Origin of the sequence: Planococcus beijingensis (assembly GCF_016820615.1) — a bacterium.
Classification (GTDB): domain Bacteria; phylum Bacillota; class Bacilli; order Bacillales_A; family Planococcaceae; genus Planococcus; species Planococcus notacanthi.
Genome location: NZ_JADHDZ010000002.1, coordinates 270,161 through 285,336, shown reverse-complemented (window position 1 = coordinate 285,336; position 15,176 = coordinate 270,161). Strand labels below are relative to the sequence as shown.

The following is a 15,176-nucleotide window of genomic DNA, read 5'->3' as shown; positions in this document are numbered from 1 at the left end:
AGTAAATTACATTAAAATTATACAATGTGATAAGTTTTTCGAATGACTTTCTTTCGACTCAATCGAGTTTGCTTAAGGTCTCTTGCAGTTGCTTGAAATGGCGCTTTTCGTGTAAGCCCACAAATGGAAACCACTGGACCAGAGGTACTTTCCCAAAGACCGGGTGCGGCATTGATTTTTGTTTCAGCTGTTCAGGCGTAGCCTGGCTGTACACTTCGTACAGGAAATTACGGGAAGCATTCAGGCGTTCTTTCATTTCTTCGAGTGTAACAAAGTCTTCGGTGGGCACTACGTGTTTCGGAGCATCCACTTTAAAAGAACGGCTGACAGTCAACGCAATCGGTTTTTTCACCGCTTTTTCACCAGTTTCTTTTTTCAGCTCACGGGATACGCCTTTGGCGACAGTTGTCTCCATTAATTGAAGATGATCCAAGATTTGAATAGGTGACCATTCTTCAGGTGTCGGTTTTCTGTTCAGCTTTTCATCAGGCATCCCTTCTACGGCCTGCAGAATCTGGTTCCTGATTTTGGCATTGTCTTCTTTGAACATATCAGTATGCACCTTCGTTTCCTCTAATTGCCTATCCTTATTAACATACCCTAAATCGAATGGTTTATATACATTTATGGCGATAGATTTTCTTTTCTCTTCTATAGAAAGAATAAAAATGAGATTGGTTTCTTCAAAATAGGAACGAAAGGGAAAATACGTTCTATTTACCTGTATTAATGGTATAATTTAAGGAAATCCCTTAGAAGAGGTGACGCTTTATGCCTTATGGTTACGAGAAATTCCGATTGGACAACGGCATCAGCCCCAACACGGTTGTCCATGAAGTCCAATTGATCCGCTCGCTCTTCGCTTTTCTTAGGCATACGTACAAAAGACCGGTGGAACCTCACGAAATCCGTCCTTCCGATATTCAGCAATTTCTGCAGGACCAGCACGCTGCCGGCATCAAAGACAGCACACTGAACCGAAAACTGATCTATATAAGAAGATGGTTCGATTATATGTGGCAGATCGGACGCATTCCCAACGATTTTATGCCCAAGTTCAAATTCAACAGAAAACTGGATTTGACCCCTTCCGATATTCACTTGGATTACGAAGACCTGCTGAAAAAGAAAGACGCGGTGCTCGAAGCCGATCACCTATCATTAAATGCTAAGATTTTATATATCCTTTACCTGCGCGGCCTCCGCCTGCGGGATATGGTGGCTATTGATATCGATAACTTTGATGACCGAGATGGTCAGCTGGCGTTGGCAGTCGAGAAAAAAGACGGCTATCAATGCCGCCTTGAATTCACAGACAAAGAAATCCCTGTTATGTTGGATGGAATTGAACGCGCCGTCTTTCGCGGTACGCCCTACCTGTTATCTTCGAAAGTGAAAAATGAATACACCATGTTCCAGATGGGTTCATTGTCCGATTACACCGAAGCCCTTTCCTCGTTTGTCGGCATGCCCATGAGGTCAGGTGATATTCGTTTTGCTTATGTATATTACCTTTACTCTGTGGAGCATAAGAATTTGGAAGAAATCCAGGAAATTTTAGGAGTTTCACTCGACTCCGCATCCCGAATCCTAAAAGATTCTTTGGTCCGCCTGAAAAGAGGCACCCATTAAAAAAGCCTATCCCATTGAAAACGGGATAGGCTTTTGCTTGTTTCGCTTCATGTCAAGAAACCGAAATCCAATGCAAAATTAAAAATAAGCAATGTATGAAGGACCACAAATATTAAAGCTTGTCTGTCAAGCTTCTCAACATTTTCGTATTGCATCAAGACCACCCCTTCCTTATGAATAGTCTGATTATACTGAATTCGACTGAAGATGGCAAGCATTGTTTCTTTCTCCTGCTTTTAGCTATAATCAAGAAAAAGGATTGGAGTGATTTTATGAAGAAAGCATTATTGGTTGTCGACTATACAATAGATTTTGTAGCAGATGATGGAGCCTTAACCTGCGGAAAGCCAGGACAGGCTATTGAAGAAGCGATTTGCAATCTGACAGAAGAATTTTTGACTGAAAAAGAGCTGGTGGTTATGCCGGTTGATCTTCATGAAAAAACCAACGCCTTTCATCCGGAAGCAGAACTCTTTCCTCCCCACAATATAAGAGGAACTGCCGGAAGAGAACTTTATGGCCGCCTAGCAGAAGTCTATAAAGCCAATGCCGACCGGATCATTTGGATGGACAAAACCAGATACAGTGCATTTGCCGGTACCAACCTGGAATTGCTGCTGCGGGAACGAAAAATTGAAGAAATCCATATCGTAGGCGTTTGTACAGATATCTGTGTACTGCATACTGCGGTCGATGCCTATAACAAAGGCTATAAAATATTCATTCATGAAAATGCTGTTGCAAGCTTTGATCAAGCTGGCCATGATTGGGCCCTGCGCCACTTCAGCACTACCTTGGACGCACACGTTTTATAACTTTTTTTCTCTTTTATGTTTCAAACGTCCTGATTCCGGTTATACCTAGAGTGTAGCACTTATTCATTACATTAAAAGGAGCTGGAAAAAATGGGTTTTATTTTATACCTTATTATGGGCGGTATCATCGGTTGGATCGCAGGAATGATTTTAGGTAAGGATGTTCCAGGCGGCATTATCGGTAACATCATCGCAGGTATCATAGGTGCCTGGTTAGGTGGATTGATTCTAGGAGATTTAGGTCCTGTCATTTGGGGCGTAGCTATTATCCCTGCATTAATCGGTGCTTTGATCTTTGTATTCGTTCTTAGCCTGATTATGGGATCTATGAGAAAAGGCCGTAGAGCCTAATAAAAAAAGAGTGGACATATGTCCACTCTTTTTTTGTCGTCAATTATAGTCTTCTTCGTAAAGATGATAATAATGAAGAACATCTGCTACGTATTCCTCACTATGGTTGTACTGGAAAATCGCTCTTTCCAAATCCCCATCTGCAGCTCCATTTAGGGACAGATAGTTTGCTGCACTATACAGTGCATCCGTTAAATTATAAGGATCTGCTATGCCGTCTCCATTGCCGTCAACTCCATAACCGCCATAATAAGCGATTACTTCGAGGTTGGTCTTGTCTTCTTCGCTGATCTCCCCTTGGCCTTTTCCAGAACAAGTCGGATGTCTCCATCCCACAAACGTACAAGGCATAAATTGCAGATGCCCTTCTGCCCCTACTGGAGACAGCAACGGATCCATTGTCGAAAATCTTGTTTCGATCCGGTGATGCGCAGCCAGCAACGTCCATGGAATGCCATATGCTTCAGCCGCATCTTTATAATGCGGAATATTTTCTTCTGGAAATTCCATCTCTATCAAGTGGCTTGGTGCTTCTTTGAGCGTAGTGAACACAGAAGCCGAATTGACCAGCATAAAAACAAGGATTCCGAGTGTCGCTAAGACAACGGCCCCTGGCACCAAAAGGATCAGGCAACCGATTTTCCGCTTCCATTTCATGGGTAGTTTCTTTTTTTTCATTTACACACACCTATTATCCCGTTTCAACAGACAACATAACTCCACTTTTCCAAGCAGAAATAGCTAGCTGCTAAAACCTGATTAAACACTGACAATCAATAGAGACGAGTCCCTAATGATTTAAGTTGCTTTTTATCCATATCTTTTAGTGTAACATAGCTTCCAGACTATATCGTTCCATACACCGGTGCTCTTTCAAAAGAACTCTTGTGTTTCTTTACTTTTCAGAATATTTCTGATAGACTAAACAAATATGTACAGGAGGTGAATATTATGTGGGAAGACTTTAAAAAATTCGCCTTAAAAGGAAATGTCCTTGACCTTGCAGTAGCAGTCGTTATCGGTGCCGCTTTCGGGAAAGTTGTTTCTTCTTTGGTGGAAGACATCATTATGCCGCTGGTCGGGATTTTGGTCGGCGGAATCAGCGTGGAGAATTGGAGCTACACCTTCAATGACGTAGTCTTGAATTACGGGCTATTTATCCAAGCCATCATCGATTTTTTTATTATTGCATTCTCCATCTTCATGGTGATCCGCGTCTTCACCAAACTGAAACGCAAAAAAGATGTACCTGCCGACGAAGAACCGGAAGTCCTGGACAAAACTCAGGAAATCCTTCTCGAAATCAGAGATCTTTTGGGCAAAGAAAAAACCGGTCTTTGACCGGTTTTTTACTTTCCTTCAATTAATCCGCGCAAGTCTTCTTTGATCTCTTCTACCGGCACATCTTCAAAACCGTCGTAATTATGGGCAACGGTTCCTTCTTGATCCACTAAATAAAAAGCGGTACCATGAATGACCTGATCGCTTTCAGGATCATTTTTGACAAAAGAACTGAAATTATCTTTCGCAAATTCAGCTATTTCGGGTTGTGTATACCCCGTCAACAGGTGCCATTTTGATTCATCAGGAACCGAATACTTCGCTAAATAATCTTGCATCGTCGCAGGTGTATCCACAGTCGGATCGACACTGAACGCTACTATTTTATAATCTTCAATTCCCTCAGCTTTCAACTCTTCCTGAATCCCGCTTAAATTGAAAGTCATTGGCGGACAGACAGTTTCACAATTCGTGAACATAAAAGTCGCCAGCCATGGTGTTCCTTTTAAATCTTCAAGAGACACCGGTTCTCCCCGATGGTCTGTATAGGAGAAATCCTCAATTGTTGAACTGCCGCATGCTGTTAACAGCAGAACCAGGCTGAGCAAAGCCAAAAAATAAATATATCGCATAAAATGCCCTCCACTCTTCCGTCATCCCTATCATAGCGAAAGCGCAGAATCCGCACAATACATATCGCGCTGCCATTGTCACGAATTTGTGAAGTCAGGACAGCTTTAATGTAATCAATGCGTCATGAATCGCGACCAGTTTCGTTTCCACACGATGCATCAAATAAAATGACACAAAAATGGGGAATCCGAGTTCTTGGATCCATTGCATCCACTCAGCCATAGTTTCACTCCTTTCTACTGAAATAGAAGCTCTCCCAAATCAGGAGAGCTTCTTGCTTATACTGCGTACTCTACAATATTCCGTTCAACCACACGCGCACCTTTTACTGATGCGAATGAAGAACCTTCCACTTCAAAAATATCCTGAGCGATGATTGCTTGCATTCCTGCCAGCAATTCTGCGTCGCTGATATTTTCCCGTGGCTCTTCTACAGTCAAAGTGACGTCTTTCCCAGCAGTGGTTGTAAAAATCAATTCCAATGTTTTAGCCATTTCCCATTCCCCCTATGCCGATTATTGGTAGATCGTGATGGTCGATTGTTTCTCGACATCCATTAACGTTCTTGTTCCGAAATTTTCCAGTACAGCTGTGGCTCCGAAAATGTTGTCTGTTGCTGCCGTTTCTTTCACATTGTGGTACGCTTTAATCTTTTTCTTTACTTTGCCGTTGGCATCCAAGCCGTTTTCGTAAGTGCAACGGATGCTGGCGTTTTTAAAATCACTAAAGGCCATGTTTACCACCTCCTTTCATTCGCTATATAGACACAGATGAAAAAAAGAGATACATTTTTAATGAATTTCTTTTCAAACCCTTCTATAATAGAAGTAATGGGAAAAACGAGGTGAAACAATATGGAACTGAGTGGCTGGTTTTTGTGGTTTATCCTATTTTGGGTTGTGGTGCTGGTGGGGTTATTCGCGATTGGCGGATATTTCATGTTCAGAAAGTTCCTCAAGTCCATGCCAAAGGAAGATGGCCTTTCAGATTTAAACTGGGAAGAATATTATGTCGATAAAACCATCCATTTATGGGGTGATGAAGAAAAAGCGATGTTGAATGAGCTGGTGCAACCTGTTCCTGATTTATTCCGTCCGGTTGCAAAACAGAAAATCGCGGGCAGGATCGGACAGGTTCTGCTTGAAGAAAAAGCTAAAAAGATGAAACTGGAACATATTATCCGTGGATATATCCTGGCAACACCAAAGCGTGACCATAAGTTTTTGCGGAAAAAGTTAGCTGAACTCAAGATTGACGTAAGCCCTTACGAGCAATATTTCGAACAATAAAAAGCGCTGCTCCCTTAGATGGGAACAGCGCTTTTACCTTTTGCTGCGATTTTTTTATATTGCCAAAGCATGCTCAAACGCCATGGCCAAAGCATTCCGAATGCCAGAATCCAGAACATGCCTCCTAATTCGCCGACATCAATGCTAGAGCTTAATACCACTTTTCCAACTACCCGCAGAAGCAATAGCCCAAACAGGATGAAAACAAAGGCTTTCGATTGTTTCAAATAAACCTCACCATCACGGACTTCGAATTTCGAAGTCCAAATCAAGACAGTCGAGAAAAGAATACCGACACCTAATGCTTCGAGAATCTGTATAGGTGCTACACGAAAGATTGGAAAAATGAACATCAACGCACCAGTCGACATGAAGAAAGGCGGCAGAATGATTTTTTTGACCGATGCCGGTTTTTTTGCCGATTTCGAACGGACAAACATGGCCAATAGCCCCATAGCGAATGCTCCGGCGGTAGTGATAATCAAATAGACTTCTGAAGGAATCTGATCAAACATTCAAACTCTCCTCCAGTTCATCCAACCGGTGGCGCAATTCATCGATAGGCACGAACCGCGCCCATCGTTGAATTTCTTTCCCTTGACGGAACAACAGGATAACCGGTGCAGTAAAAAGCATCAACTGTCCTGCCAATTCCGGCACTTTTGCCGCATTAACCAAATAGAAAGGCAGCCCGTAATCGGATTCGAACGCTTCGACCTGCGGGCGCAACCCTTCACAGACCGAGCAATTTTCCGTTTTTACAAATAACAGAAATGACTGCTCTTGTGCAATTTTTGATTGATATTCTTCTATCGCAGAAATGATTTCCATCTTGCTCACCTACTTAGTTGTTGTTTTAAAATCCTTGGAAATCACCAAAAACTGGACTCATGATCCGGATTAAATACGTCAAACCGTCGAAGAACAGCATAATTCCGACTGCAATCATAATGTAACCGCCAATATTCATGATTTTCTTGTTATGCTTGCGCAGCCAACCCATACGTGTCACGAAGAACGATAGGACGAAGAATGGAATCGCAAACCCTAAAACATAAGCCAGCATGTACCAGACACCTGATCCCGGATTGGTGGCAGCAAGAGCGTAAATAGCTGCTGTAATCGGTCCTGTGCAAGGCGTCCATCCAGCTGCAAATGCCAATCCGATAACAAATGTCCCAAAAAATCCGGAAGGCCGGTTTTTAAATGAGAACTTGCGGTCCTGCATAAGGAATTTCGGTGAGAAGACACCAACAATCATCAATCCGAATAAAACGATGAAGATTGCGCCTACCTGTCGAATCAATTCATCATATCGGATAAACCATTCATAGAAAAATGAAGTACTGAATCCGAGTGCTATAAAAATTGTTGAAAACCCTAAAAGGAAAAACAAGGTGTGGAACATGCCCCGGCGTTGCATGACTTTTTTATCGTTTTTGATTTCATCCATGGTCATACCTGTTATATAGGATAAAAATGCAGGATACAAAGGCAAAGTACAAGGTGAAACAAAACTTAAAAAGCCGGCTCCAAAAGCCAAAAATAAATTGATATCAGATGCCACTGGTAATTCTCCTTCCTATACTTCTCCCATCTTACCAAATTTTTATGCGAAACACCGCCCTTGCGCCTGTGAAATCTTTGTGGACAAATGCCTAATTGTTCTCTTTGGTAGCTTAAACCCCTGCTGAATGTCTCTTTTTCTATTTTGACACTGTTTTTTCTTGTTGACGTGTTTAGGTTTTATGATAAAACCTTTTGTAGTTTACTACATAGTAAGTAAAAAAAGAGCATTCTTAAAATCGGATAAAATTTATGAAATAAAAAAGAACGGCCTGAGCCGTCCATTTTCACTCAACAAGACCATTCTGAAGCAAATACATTTTGTGGTACAGTCCGCGTTGATAAAGCAGCTGCTGATGTGTTCCTTGCTCGACGATTTCGCCGTCATGCAGCACCAAAATCAAATCCGCATCCTGGATGGTACTGAGCCTATGCGCAATCGCAATCGTCGTTCGTCCACGCCGCATGCGCTCCAAACTGGCTTGGATAGCCACTTCAGTTTCCGTGTCAATGTTCGCGGTGGCTTCATCGAGCACCAGAATCTTGGGATCGGTTGCCATCGTCCGCGCAAATGCCACCAATTGACGCTGCCCGCTCGAAAACGTCGAGCCCCGTTCTGTTACTTGCTGGTTATAACCTTGCGGCAAAGCTTCAATAAACGGGTTGGCCTGTACAAATTCTGAAGCTTTTCGAACCTCATCGTCCGTCAGTGTTTGATCATACAACCGGATGTTGCTTGCGATCGTTCCGTAAAATAAGAAAGGATCTTGCAGCACCAACCCGATTTTCCTGCGCAGTTCATCTGTTTCATATTCCTTTACCGAGTTGCCGTCAATCAGGATTTCCCCTTTTTCGAATTCATAAAAACGAAGCAATAAATTAATAATGGAACTTTTTCCGCTGCCGGTGTGGCCGACTAAAGCGATCGTTTGCCCTGGCTTAGCTTTAAAGGAAATATTCTTCAGCACTTCCTTATTGCCATCATAGGAAAAACTGACATTGCGAAATTCGATTTCGCCATCTGTGATTTCACCAGCAGTGCCAAACTGCCGGGGTGCTTTCTCCTGTTCATCCAGCAGCAAAAAGACGCGGGAAGCAGCCACGATTGCTTGCTGAAATATCGACAGCCGCTGCATCACTTGATTGATCGGTTCAAAAAAGCGATCGATGTATGTCACGAATGCATAGATGACGCCGACTTCCACCGTGTTTGAAAATGAGCTGATCCCGAAATAACTGAGCAGCATGATGAGCGCCAATGCGTAGACGAGGTCAATCGCCGGACGCAGCAGCAGACCATCAATTTTGATATTGCGTTTGCCGGCCTGCCAATGTTTGTCGTTGATCTCATTAAACTCATCTTTCAGCCTTGTTTCCTGGCCAAAAGCCTGGATCATCCCCATCCCCTGAATTGATTCGGATAATTTGGCATTCAATTGCCCGAGGCGTTCCCTTAGATCCTGGTAAAATACCGAGCTGTATTTCCGGTACAGGTAAATGATCCACCCAAGAATCGGCAACAGCAGAAGGGTAATAAGCGCCAACCGGAAATTCAGGAAAAACATGGCGATGTAGACGCCGACAATCAAAAAGGCACTTTGGATAAAGCCGATAAGGACAGTGACGAACATTTCCTTGATGGCTTCGGTGTCATTGGTGACGCGAGAAACGATGCCGCCTGCTGGAGTCTGGTCGAAATAACGCATGCCCAACCCATGCACTTTCGCAAAAGCATCAATCCGCAGCTGCTGGATAATCTTCAATGCCGCTTCCTGAAATTTCAGCAGCTGAAAATAACTGATGATGACATTGGATGTTTGAATAAACAAGTAAGCGGCTGCCAATCCTATAATCGGCCCTGTCGGAAAGTTTCCGGGTGTCAAATAATCATCGATGAATATTTTAATGAGCAAAGGGCCAAGGACATCTCCAAGCACCGTCAAAATCAACAGCCCCATCGCCAAAATCAGCATTTTCTTATGCGGCGCCAAATATTTCAGCAAACGCCTGAACACAATCCATTGGTCCCGCCCGGTAAGTTCCTGTTGTTTTTGGGTTTCTTTAGCCAACATTACAACTCGCCTCCCTGTTCGACGAGCGCTTCCAATCGCTGCAGCTCATACATTTCATAGTATTGCCCTTTTTTCTTCATCAATTCTTCGTGCGAACCGATTTCCGCAATGGTGCCTTTGTCCATCACCAAAATCTGATGGGCATGCTGGATGGCGCTTAAACGGTGTGAAGTGATGATGGTGGTTTTTCCGCTCCGTGTCGTCTTCAGTGACTGCAAAATCGCTTCTTCTGTCTTGGCATCCACGGCAGAAAGCGAATCATCCAAGATCAGCAGCTCCGGCTCTTTCAGCAATGCCCGTGCAATCGAAATCCGCTGTTTCTGCCCACCAGATAACGAAACGCCGCGCTCTCCCACCACTGTTGCATAGCCTCTCGTAAAGTTCTCAATGTCTTCATGAATATGGGCCAATGATGCAGCTTCCTGAATTTCCTGGAGACTGGCATTTGGCTGCGCGAATGCAATATTCCCGGCAATGCTTGTCGAAAACAGGAAATGGTCCTGTGGGACATAGCCGATTGCCTGACGCAAACGCTGCATTTTATAGGAATCGATCGATATCCCGCCAAATAGGATCAAGCCTTCATAATCGTCAAATTCCCTTAGCAGCAGACGCAGAATAGCGGATTTCCCCGAACCGGTCTTCCCTGCAATTCCCAGGGTTTCACCTTGTTTGACAGTAAAGTGGACATCTTTAAGCGCCGCCCGCTCGTCTCCGGTGAATTTGAATTGGTCAATTGAAAAGGACAAGCCTCCCGAAGGTTCTTCATCGACGGCATCTTCGCGGTCATCGATATCAACCGGTTCTGCCAGCAATGCCCGAATGCGGTCATAAGAGGCGCGCCCGCGTTCCACAATATTGAACAGCCAGCCGAACGCCAACATCGGCCATACCAAAAGCCCGAGATAGGCAGTAAAAGCGACCAAATCTCCGATGGTCATCTTCCCATTCACGACGAAATAAGAACCGAAACCGATGGCCAGAAAATAACAGATGCCGATAATTGCAGAAATTGTCGGATCGAATAAAGAGTCGACACGCGCCACCCGGATATTCTCTTCCACCACACGTTCCGATAAACTTTTAAAATCATCGATGTCTTGCTGTTCCTGGCCGAAGGTTTTGATGACCTTCATTCCGGAAATGCTTTCCTGGGTTTTGTCATTAAGCCCTGAAAAAGCCTGCTGTGCCCCGTGAAACCGCTGGTGCATCATTTTTCCGTAATAATTGGTCATATAAGCCATCAACGGCATCGGCAACAGCACAATCAAAGTCAATTTCCAATCAATGGTGAGTGCCATGGCCGCGATGACGAAGCCGCCGGTCGCGATGGAGTCGACCAGCGTCAGTACACCCGCACCCGCCGTCTGTTGCACCGCCTGCAGATCATTGGTGGCATGTGCCATCAAATCACCGACACGACGTTTTTGATAGAAAGCCGGAGACATCTGTGTAAAATGCTGAAACAGCTGTGCCCGCAGATTACGTGCCAAAATGATGGAGGAACCGAATATCAACAGACGCCAAATGTAACGCAGCACGTACATCACTAAAGCGGCGCCAGCCAAAATGGCCAACCATGTCGCAAGGTATTCCGGCGTCAAGCTGCCTTCACTGATGCGGTCCACTACAAATCCGATAATGCGCGGAGGCAATACACCAAGAAATGCCACCATCAGCAACAGCAGAATCCCCAATGTGTATTGCTTTTTGCGTTCTTTGAAAAACCAGCCTAGCTCCCAAAAGACTTTCATCGCATCTTGCCCCTTGCTTTTTAATGTTTTACTCATAACCCACTGAGCCATTGTTTAGTTACGTGAATAATGGGACTTTTTTTGCCTGCCGTTCATGCAAAACATAGACAAATTCAGCTGGTACCGATATTTTTTATCTCATATATTTTACCAAAGCCTGTTAACTATTGGAAAGAGAATATTTCGATTTGCAAAATAAATCAGTCTTACGGCTGAACTTCTTTTTCTCTGTATACCTCAATCATTCTTCAGAAAAAAAGGCAAAAAAAATAAAAGCCGATTTTCCATAGGGGAAGAGGAAAATCGGCTTTTATGGACCGGCAGCGGGTACCAACCGCCAACGGCTTTATAGAGATGGACTTTTTACCCGATGAGCTGCTTGGCAAGTCCCAATTGATGATGTACTTGTTCAAAACCAGTGCCGCCCAGTGAGTTTCTTCGCTCTACTGCAGTTCTCGGCATCAACGTATTGTATATGTCTTCATCGATCAATGGACTTGCTTCCTGCAAATCTGCAAGAGGCAGGTCTTTTAAGAAATAACCGCGCTGGATGCATGTGAAAACCAGTTTTCCGGTTACATCGTGCGCTTCGCGGAACGGCATGCCTTTGGCAGCGAGGTAATCCGCCAATTCCGTCGCATTGGAGAAATCCGAATGAACGGCTTTTTCCATAGAATCTGTACGGACTGTCATGGTGCGGATCATGCCTTCGAAAATCGGCAACGACCCCATCAGGGTGTGAACCGTATCGAACATCCCTTCTTTGTCTTCCTGCATGTCTTTGTTATAAGCAAGCGGAAGGCCTTTCAAGGTTGTCAGCAATCCAAACAGATTGCCGTAAACACGGCCCGTCTTGCCGCGGATCAATTCCGCCATATCCGGGTTTTTCTTTTGGGGCATGATACTGGACCCTGTTGAGAAGGTATCATCCAACTCGATAAAACGGAATTCTTCGCTTGACCAAAGAATGATTTCTTCTGCAAAACGGGACATATGCATCATCAGCATAGACGCATTGCTGAGGAACTCCAAAATGAAGTCACGGTCGCTGACAGCGTCCAGGCTGTTCTGGTAAACGTTTGAAAAGCCCAATAGCTCGGCTGACATTTCACGGTCAATCGGGAAGGTCGTGCCGGACATCGCCCCCGCGCCAAGCGGAGAAATATCGATGCGCTTCAACGATTCCGTCAAACGCTCTTTGTCGCGCTGCAGCATCCAGAAATACGTCAACAAGTGATGGCCGAAGGAAATCGGCTGGGCACGCTGAAGATGGGTATAGCCCGGAACAACCGTTTCTACATGCGTTTCCGCTTGTGTCACGATCGCATCCTGGAACGCCGTGATGGCTTCGATGATTTCCTGGACACGGTTTTTCAAATACAAATGCATATCAGTCGCTACCTGGTCGTTTCGGCTTCTTGCAGTGTGCAGCTTGCCGCCGACAGGTCCGATTTCATCTATTAAATGCTTTTCCAAGTTTAAGTGGATGTCTTCATTCGATACACTGAATTCTAAATCGCCGTCCTGCGCTTTTTGTTTCAGCGTTTTAAGACCCGATAAGATCAGATTTGCATCTTCTTCCGGAAGGATACCACAGGCAGACAGCATTTTTACATGCGCCGTACTGCCTTCCAGATCCTCCATCACCAATTTTTGATCGTAGGAAATTGAAGCGCCGAACTCATCGACCCACTGTTCGGCCGATTTTTGAAAACGGCCGCCCCACAGTTTGGTCATGCTTTCACCTTCTCTTTCAAATCTTCAGGTACTGTAACTTCTTTTTTATTGACCATCGAGTTGACAACTGTTGGAAGGCCCCATAATTCGATAAAGCCGACTGCAGATTCATGGTTGAATGTATCATCCGTAGAATAAGTCGCCAATTGCTCACTGTATAGAGAATTTGGTGATTTACGGCCTTCAATGATTGCATGACCTTTAAACAATTTCACACGTACAGTCCCGTTGACATAAACCTGTGTTTCTTTCAAGAATGCTTCGAGCGCAACACGCAATGGAGAGAACCATAGACCTTCATAGATCAATTCTGTCAGTTTCTTCTCAATAACCGGCTTGAAATGAGCCATTTCTTTTACCAATGTGATGTCTTCCAACTCTTTATGCGCAGCAATCAATGTCATGGCAGCAGGAGCTTCATAGACCTCACGCGATTTGATGCCGACCAGTCTGTTTTCGATATGGTCAATTCTTCCCACTCCATGCTTGCCGGCAATTTCATTCAATTCAAGGATCAAGTTAGAGAATGAGTACGAAACGCCATTCAATTGAGTCGGTACGCCATTGACGAATTCGATTTCGACGATATCCGCTGTATCCGGAGTATCTTCAAGTGCAGCTGTGATGTCATAAGCCTCTTCAGGCGGTGTAGCCCATGGATCTTCCAAGATGCCACATTCGTTTGCACGGCCCCAAAGGTTTTGGTCGATAGAAAACGGGCTGTCCAAATTAACCGGAATCGGAATGTTATGCTCTTTTGCATAAGCGATTTCTTCATCACGTGACCAAGCCCATGCACGCACAGGCGCTACCACTTCAAGGTTCGGATTCAATGACTTGATGGATACTTCGAAACGTACCTGGTCATTCCCTTTTCCAGTGCAGCCGTGTGCTACAGCAGTAGAGTTCGTCGCTTCAGCGATTTCTACCAATTTTTTCGAAATCAATGGACGCGATAACGCAGATACTAACGGGTACTTGCCTTCGTATAACGTATGCGCCTGCAATGATATTAATGCATATTCTTCTGCAAATTCGTCTCTTGCATCGATCATATAGCTTTCAACCGCTCCAACTTGAAGCGCTTTTTGTTTAATGAAGTCCAAATCTTTTCCTTCCCCGATATCCAGGCAAACAGCGACGACGTCGTAGCCTTGTCCTTTCAGCCACGGAATGGCCACCGATGTATCTAATCCACCTGAGTATGCGAGTACAATCTTTTTATTCAATATGAAAACCTCCAATGTATTTTTATGCAACGTTTGAAATGAATATACAAACTATATCATGGATTTTTGCCGAGTGCAAGAGATACAACTATAATTTTTCATGAAAAAAAGCAGCCGCAGCCGCTTTCTTTTTCTTAATTTACTTTATTCTCCGTCAATTGTATAGTTATGTGTCTCGAGATCAATCCGCACTTCGGAAATTTCCCCTGTTTCCATATTGTTGAACAGGAAGCCGATTTCGTTATCGCGTACAATGGGCTGGCCCATCATGATCAGGCGCGGCAATTGTTCCTTGCTAATGAATGCTTCAAGCGCTTCTGATTGTTTGGTGGAATCCTCATCGGTCAGGATCGTCACCGTTTCCGCTTCTCCCTGCATTGGAAAGGACTCTTCAAGAGGCCCCTGGTAGTCCAGGCTCACTTTCATCCCAGTGCGTATATCCCGCACTTCAGCTTCCGTCGCTTCGGCACCATCGCTGAATTGCACTTTCACATCTTCAGGAATGCTGAAATAAATACTGTTGATCAAAATATCGGTTTCATTGATTTGTGTAATAAAACCTTCTTCTGTCATGCTTTTCTGTTCGACAGCCATCTCGGTTTTACCGGCTTGTTCTTTTTCAGTCGGCTCAGCTTCCTCATTTGAACATGCTGCCAACAGCAGGACACTTGCTAAAAATAAACTCCATTTTTTCAAAACGACCCAATCCTTTTCCTGTAAATTCGTGATGTCTAAACCTATCGACCAGCTAATTTTACCTGTTGTACGAAATAGTTGCAATTATCAGCAATGAGCCCATTTTCGTTTTACTTACGCC

At 44.2% G+C, this 15,176-nt stretch carries 19 protein-coding genes; 5 read left to right on the top strand and 14 right to left on the bottom strand.

Annotation, left to right across the window (positions count from 1 at the left end):
* Nucleotides 1-58 precede the first annotated feature (58 nt).
* Nucleotides 59-562 carry a DinB family protein gene (locus IRE19_RS07615; RefSeq protein ID WP_349291260.1) on the bottom strand — a complete coding sequence of 168 codons (504 nt, stop codon included), beginning with the start codon at nucleotides 560-562 and terminating at the stop codon, nucleotides 59-61.
* Between the two features lie 209 nt (nucleotides 563-771).
* Here IRE19_RS07615 and IRE19_RS07610 point away from each other — a divergent pair, with 209 nt between their 5' ends.
* The 3 genes from IRE19_RS07610 to IRE19_RS07600 all read left to right on the top strand — a co-directional run bounded on the left by IRE19_RS07610 (nucleotide 772) and on the right by IRE19_RS07600 (nucleotide 2,798).
* On the top strand, nucleotides 772-1,632 hold the full coding sequence (locus IRE19_RS07610) for a site-specific integrase (RefSeq protein ID WP_191715800.1): 861 nt from the start codon (nucleotides 772-774) through the stop codon (nucleotides 1,630-1,632).
* 272 nt (nucleotides 1,633-1,904) lie between these two features.
* Nucleotides 1,905-2,447, top strand: coding sequence for a cysteine hydrolase family protein (locus IRE19_RS07605; RefSeq protein WP_203339880.1), 543 nt, complete (start codon nucleotides 1,905-1,907; stop codon nucleotides 2,445-2,447).
* A gap of 90 nt (nucleotides 2,448-2,537) precedes the next feature.
* Entirely contained in the window at nucleotides 2,538-2,798 is a 261-nt protein-coding gene (locus IRE19_RS07600; RefSeq protein ID WP_191715802.1) for a GlsB/YeaQ/YmgE family stress response membrane protein, read from the top strand.
* Between the two features lie 39 nt (nucleotides 2,799-2,837).
* Here the strand turns inward: IRE19_RS07600 and IRE19_RS07595 are convergent, their stop codons facing one another.
* Nucleotides 2,838-3,476, bottom strand: a complete 639-nt coding sequence (locus tag IRE19_RS07595) for a lytic transglycosylase domain-containing protein (RefSeq protein ID WP_203339879.1) — start codon at nucleotides 3,474-3,476, stop codon at nucleotides 2,838-2,840.
* A gap of 273 nt (nucleotides 3,477-3,749) precedes the next feature.
* Between IRE19_RS07595 and mscL the strand changes: the two genes are divergently transcribed.
* Nucleotides 3,750-4,139: a large conductance mechanosensitive channel protein MscL gene (gene mscL / locus IRE19_RS07590; protein WP_191715804.1), complete on the top strand. Its 390-nt coding sequence runs from the start codon at nucleotides 3,750-3,752 to the stop codon at nucleotides 4,137-4,139.
* Nucleotides 4,140-4,147: 8 nt separating this feature from the next.
* On the opposite strand, the gene IRE19_RS07585 is transcribed toward mscL, so the two are convergent.
* The 4 genes from IRE19_RS07585 to IRE19_RS07570 all read right to left on the bottom strand — a co-directional run bounded on the left by IRE19_RS07585 (nucleotide 4,148) and on the right by IRE19_RS07570 (nucleotide 5,446).
* Nucleotides 4,148-4,711, bottom strand: coding sequence for an SCO family protein (locus IRE19_RS07585; RefSeq protein ID WP_203339878.1), 564 nt, complete (start codon nucleotides 4,709-4,711; stop codon nucleotides 4,148-4,150).
* A 94-nt stretch (nucleotides 4,712-4,805) separates the two neighbouring features.
* Nucleotides 4,806-4,934, bottom strand: coding sequence for a YvrJ family protein (locus tag IRE19_RS07580; RefSeq protein ID WP_006831430.1), 129 nt, complete (start codon nucleotides 4,932-4,934; stop codon nucleotides 4,806-4,808).
* Between the two features lie 56 nt (nucleotides 4,935-4,990).
* Nucleotides 4,991-5,206: a DUF2922 domain-containing protein gene (locus tag IRE19_RS07575; protein WP_203339877.1), complete on the bottom strand. Its 216-nt coding sequence runs from the start codon at nucleotides 5,204-5,206 to the stop codon at nucleotides 4,991-4,993.
* A 21-nt stretch (nucleotides 5,207-5,227) separates the two neighbouring features.
* Complete coding sequence (locus IRE19_RS07570) at nucleotides 5,228-5,446, bottom strand: DUF1659 domain-containing protein (protein WP_203339876.1); 219 nt, start codon at nucleotides 5,444-5,446, stop codon at nucleotides 5,228-5,230.
* A 120-nt stretch (nucleotides 5,447-5,566) separates the two neighbouring features.
* On the opposite strand from IRE19_RS07570, the gene IRE19_RS07565 reads away from it, so the two are divergent.
* A complete protein-coding gene (locus IRE19_RS07565) occupies nucleotides 5,567-6,001 on the top strand; it encodes a DUF2621 domain-containing protein (protein WP_191715808.1) in 435 nt (144 codons plus the stop codon).
* Nucleotides 6,002-6,015: 14 nt separating this feature from the next.
* Here IRE19_RS07565 and IRE19_RS07560 read toward each other — a convergent pair whose 3' ends face one another.
* From IRE19_RS07560 to IRE19_RS07525, 8 genes are all read right to left on the bottom strand, one after another.
* Complete coding sequence (locus IRE19_RS07560; protein ID WP_203339875.1) at nucleotides 6,016-6,516, bottom strand: CcdC family protein; 501 nt, start codon at nucleotides 6,514-6,516, stop codon at nucleotides 6,016-6,018.
* Nucleotides 6,509-6,832, bottom strand: coding sequence for a thioredoxin family protein (locus IRE19_RS07555; RefSeq protein ID WP_191715810.1), 324 nt, complete (start codon nucleotides 6,830-6,832; stop codon nucleotides 6,509-6,511). Before IRE19_RS07555 ends, IRE19_RS07560 begins: the two co-directional genes overlap by 8 nt.
* A gap of 25 nt (nucleotides 6,833-6,857) precedes the next feature.
* Nucleotides 6,858-7,568: a cytochrome c biogenesis protein CcdA gene (locus IRE19_RS07550; RefSeq protein ID WP_203339874.1), complete on the bottom strand. Its 711-nt coding sequence runs from the start codon at nucleotides 7,566-7,568 to the stop codon at nucleotides 6,858-6,860.
* Nucleotides 7,569-7,854: 286 nt separating this feature from the next.
* Complete coding sequence (locus IRE19_RS07545; protein WP_203339873.1) at nucleotides 7,855-9,639, bottom strand: ABC transporter ATP-binding protein; 1,785 nt, start codon at nucleotides 9,637-9,639, stop codon at nucleotides 7,855-7,857.
* The gene (locus tag IRE19_RS07540) at nucleotides 9,639-11,393 is read right to left on the bottom strand and encodes an ABC transporter transmembrane domain-containing protein (RefSeq protein ID WP_203339872.1); all 1,755 of its coding nucleotides are present in this window, start codon (nucleotides 11,391-11,393) and stop codon (nucleotides 9,639-9,641) included. Before IRE19_RS07540 ends, IRE19_RS07545 begins: the two co-directional genes overlap by 1 nt.
* Nucleotides 11,394-11,756: 363 nt before the next feature.
* Nucleotides 11,757-13,130: an argininosuccinate lyase gene (argH, locus tag IRE19_RS07535; RefSeq protein ID WP_203339871.1), complete on the bottom strand. Its 1,374-nt coding sequence runs from the start codon at nucleotides 13,128-13,130 to the stop codon at nucleotides 11,757-11,759.
* Nucleotides 13,127-14,362: an argininosuccinate synthase gene (locus tag IRE19_RS07530; RefSeq protein WP_203340045.1), complete on the bottom strand. Its 1,236-nt coding sequence runs from the start codon at nucleotides 14,360-14,362 to the stop codon at nucleotides 13,127-13,129. Before IRE19_RS07530 ends, argH begins: the two co-directional genes overlap by 4 nt.
* Nucleotides 14,363-14,503: 141 nt before the next feature.
* Entirely contained in the window at nucleotides 14,504-15,055 is a 552-nt protein-coding gene (locus tag IRE19_RS07525) for a DUF3221 domain-containing protein (RefSeq protein WP_203339870.1), read from the bottom strand.
* Nucleotides 15,056-15,176 lie beyond the last annotated feature (121 nt).

Bases quoted from the DNA above. Each gene is read 5' to 3' on its own strand.
- IRE19_RS07610 (WP_191715800.1), top strand. From the start codon at position 772: ATGCCTTATGGTTACGAGAAATTCCGATTGGACAACGGCATCAGCCCC.
- IRE19_RS07605 (WP_203339880.1), top strand. From the start codon at position 1,905: ATGAAGAAAGCATTATTGGTTGTCGACTATACAATAGATTTTGTAGCA.
- IRE19_RS07600 (WP_191715802.1), top strand. From the start codon at position 2,538: ATGGGTTTTATTTTATACCTTATTATGGGCGGTATCATCGGTTGGATC.
- IRE19_RS07595 (WP_203339879.1), bottom strand. From the start codon at position 3,476: ATGAAAAAAAAGAAACTACCCATGAAATGGAAGCGGAAAATCGGTTGC.
- mscL (WP_191715804.1), top strand. From the start codon at position 3,750: ATGTGGGAAGACTTTAAAAAATTCGCCTTAAAAGGAAATGTCCTTGAC.
- IRE19_RS07585 (WP_203339878.1), bottom strand. From the start codon at position 4,711: ATGCGATATATTTATTTTTTGGCTTTGCTCAGCCTGGTTCTGCTGTTA.
- IRE19_RS07580 (WP_006831430.1), bottom strand. From the start codon at position 4,934: ATGGCTGAGTGGATGCAATGGATCCAAGAACTCGGATTCCCCATTTTT.
- IRE19_RS07575 (WP_203339877.1), bottom strand. From the start codon at position 5,206: ATGGCTAAAACATTGGAATTGATTTTTACAACCACTGCTGGGAAAGAC.
- IRE19_RS07570 (WP_203339876.1), bottom strand. From the start codon at position 5,446: ATGGCCTTTAGTGATTTTAAAAACGCCAGCATCCGTTGCACTTACGAA.
- IRE19_RS07565 (WP_191715808.1), top strand. From the start codon at position 5,567: ATGGAACTGAGTGGCTGGTTTTTGTGGTTTATCCTATTTTGGGTTGTG.
- IRE19_RS07560 (WP_203339875.1), bottom strand. From the start codon at position 6,516: ATGTTTGATCAGATTCCTTCAGAAGTCTATTTGATTATCACTACCGCC.
- IRE19_RS07555 (WP_191715810.1), bottom strand. From the start codon at position 6,832: ATGGAAATCATTTCTGCGATAGAAGAATATCAATCAAAAATTGCACAA.
- IRE19_RS07545 (WP_203339873.1), bottom strand. From the start codon at position 9,639: ATGTTGGCTAAAGAAACCCAAAAACAACAGGAACTTACCGGGCGGGAC.
- IRE19_RS07540 (WP_203339872.1), bottom strand. From the start codon at position 11,393: ATGAAAGTCTTTTGGGAGCTAGGCTGGTTTTTCAAAGAACGCAAAAAG.
- argH (WP_203339871.1), bottom strand. From the start codon at position 13,130: ATGACCAAACTGTGGGGCGGCCGTTTTCAAAAATCGGCCGAACAGTGG.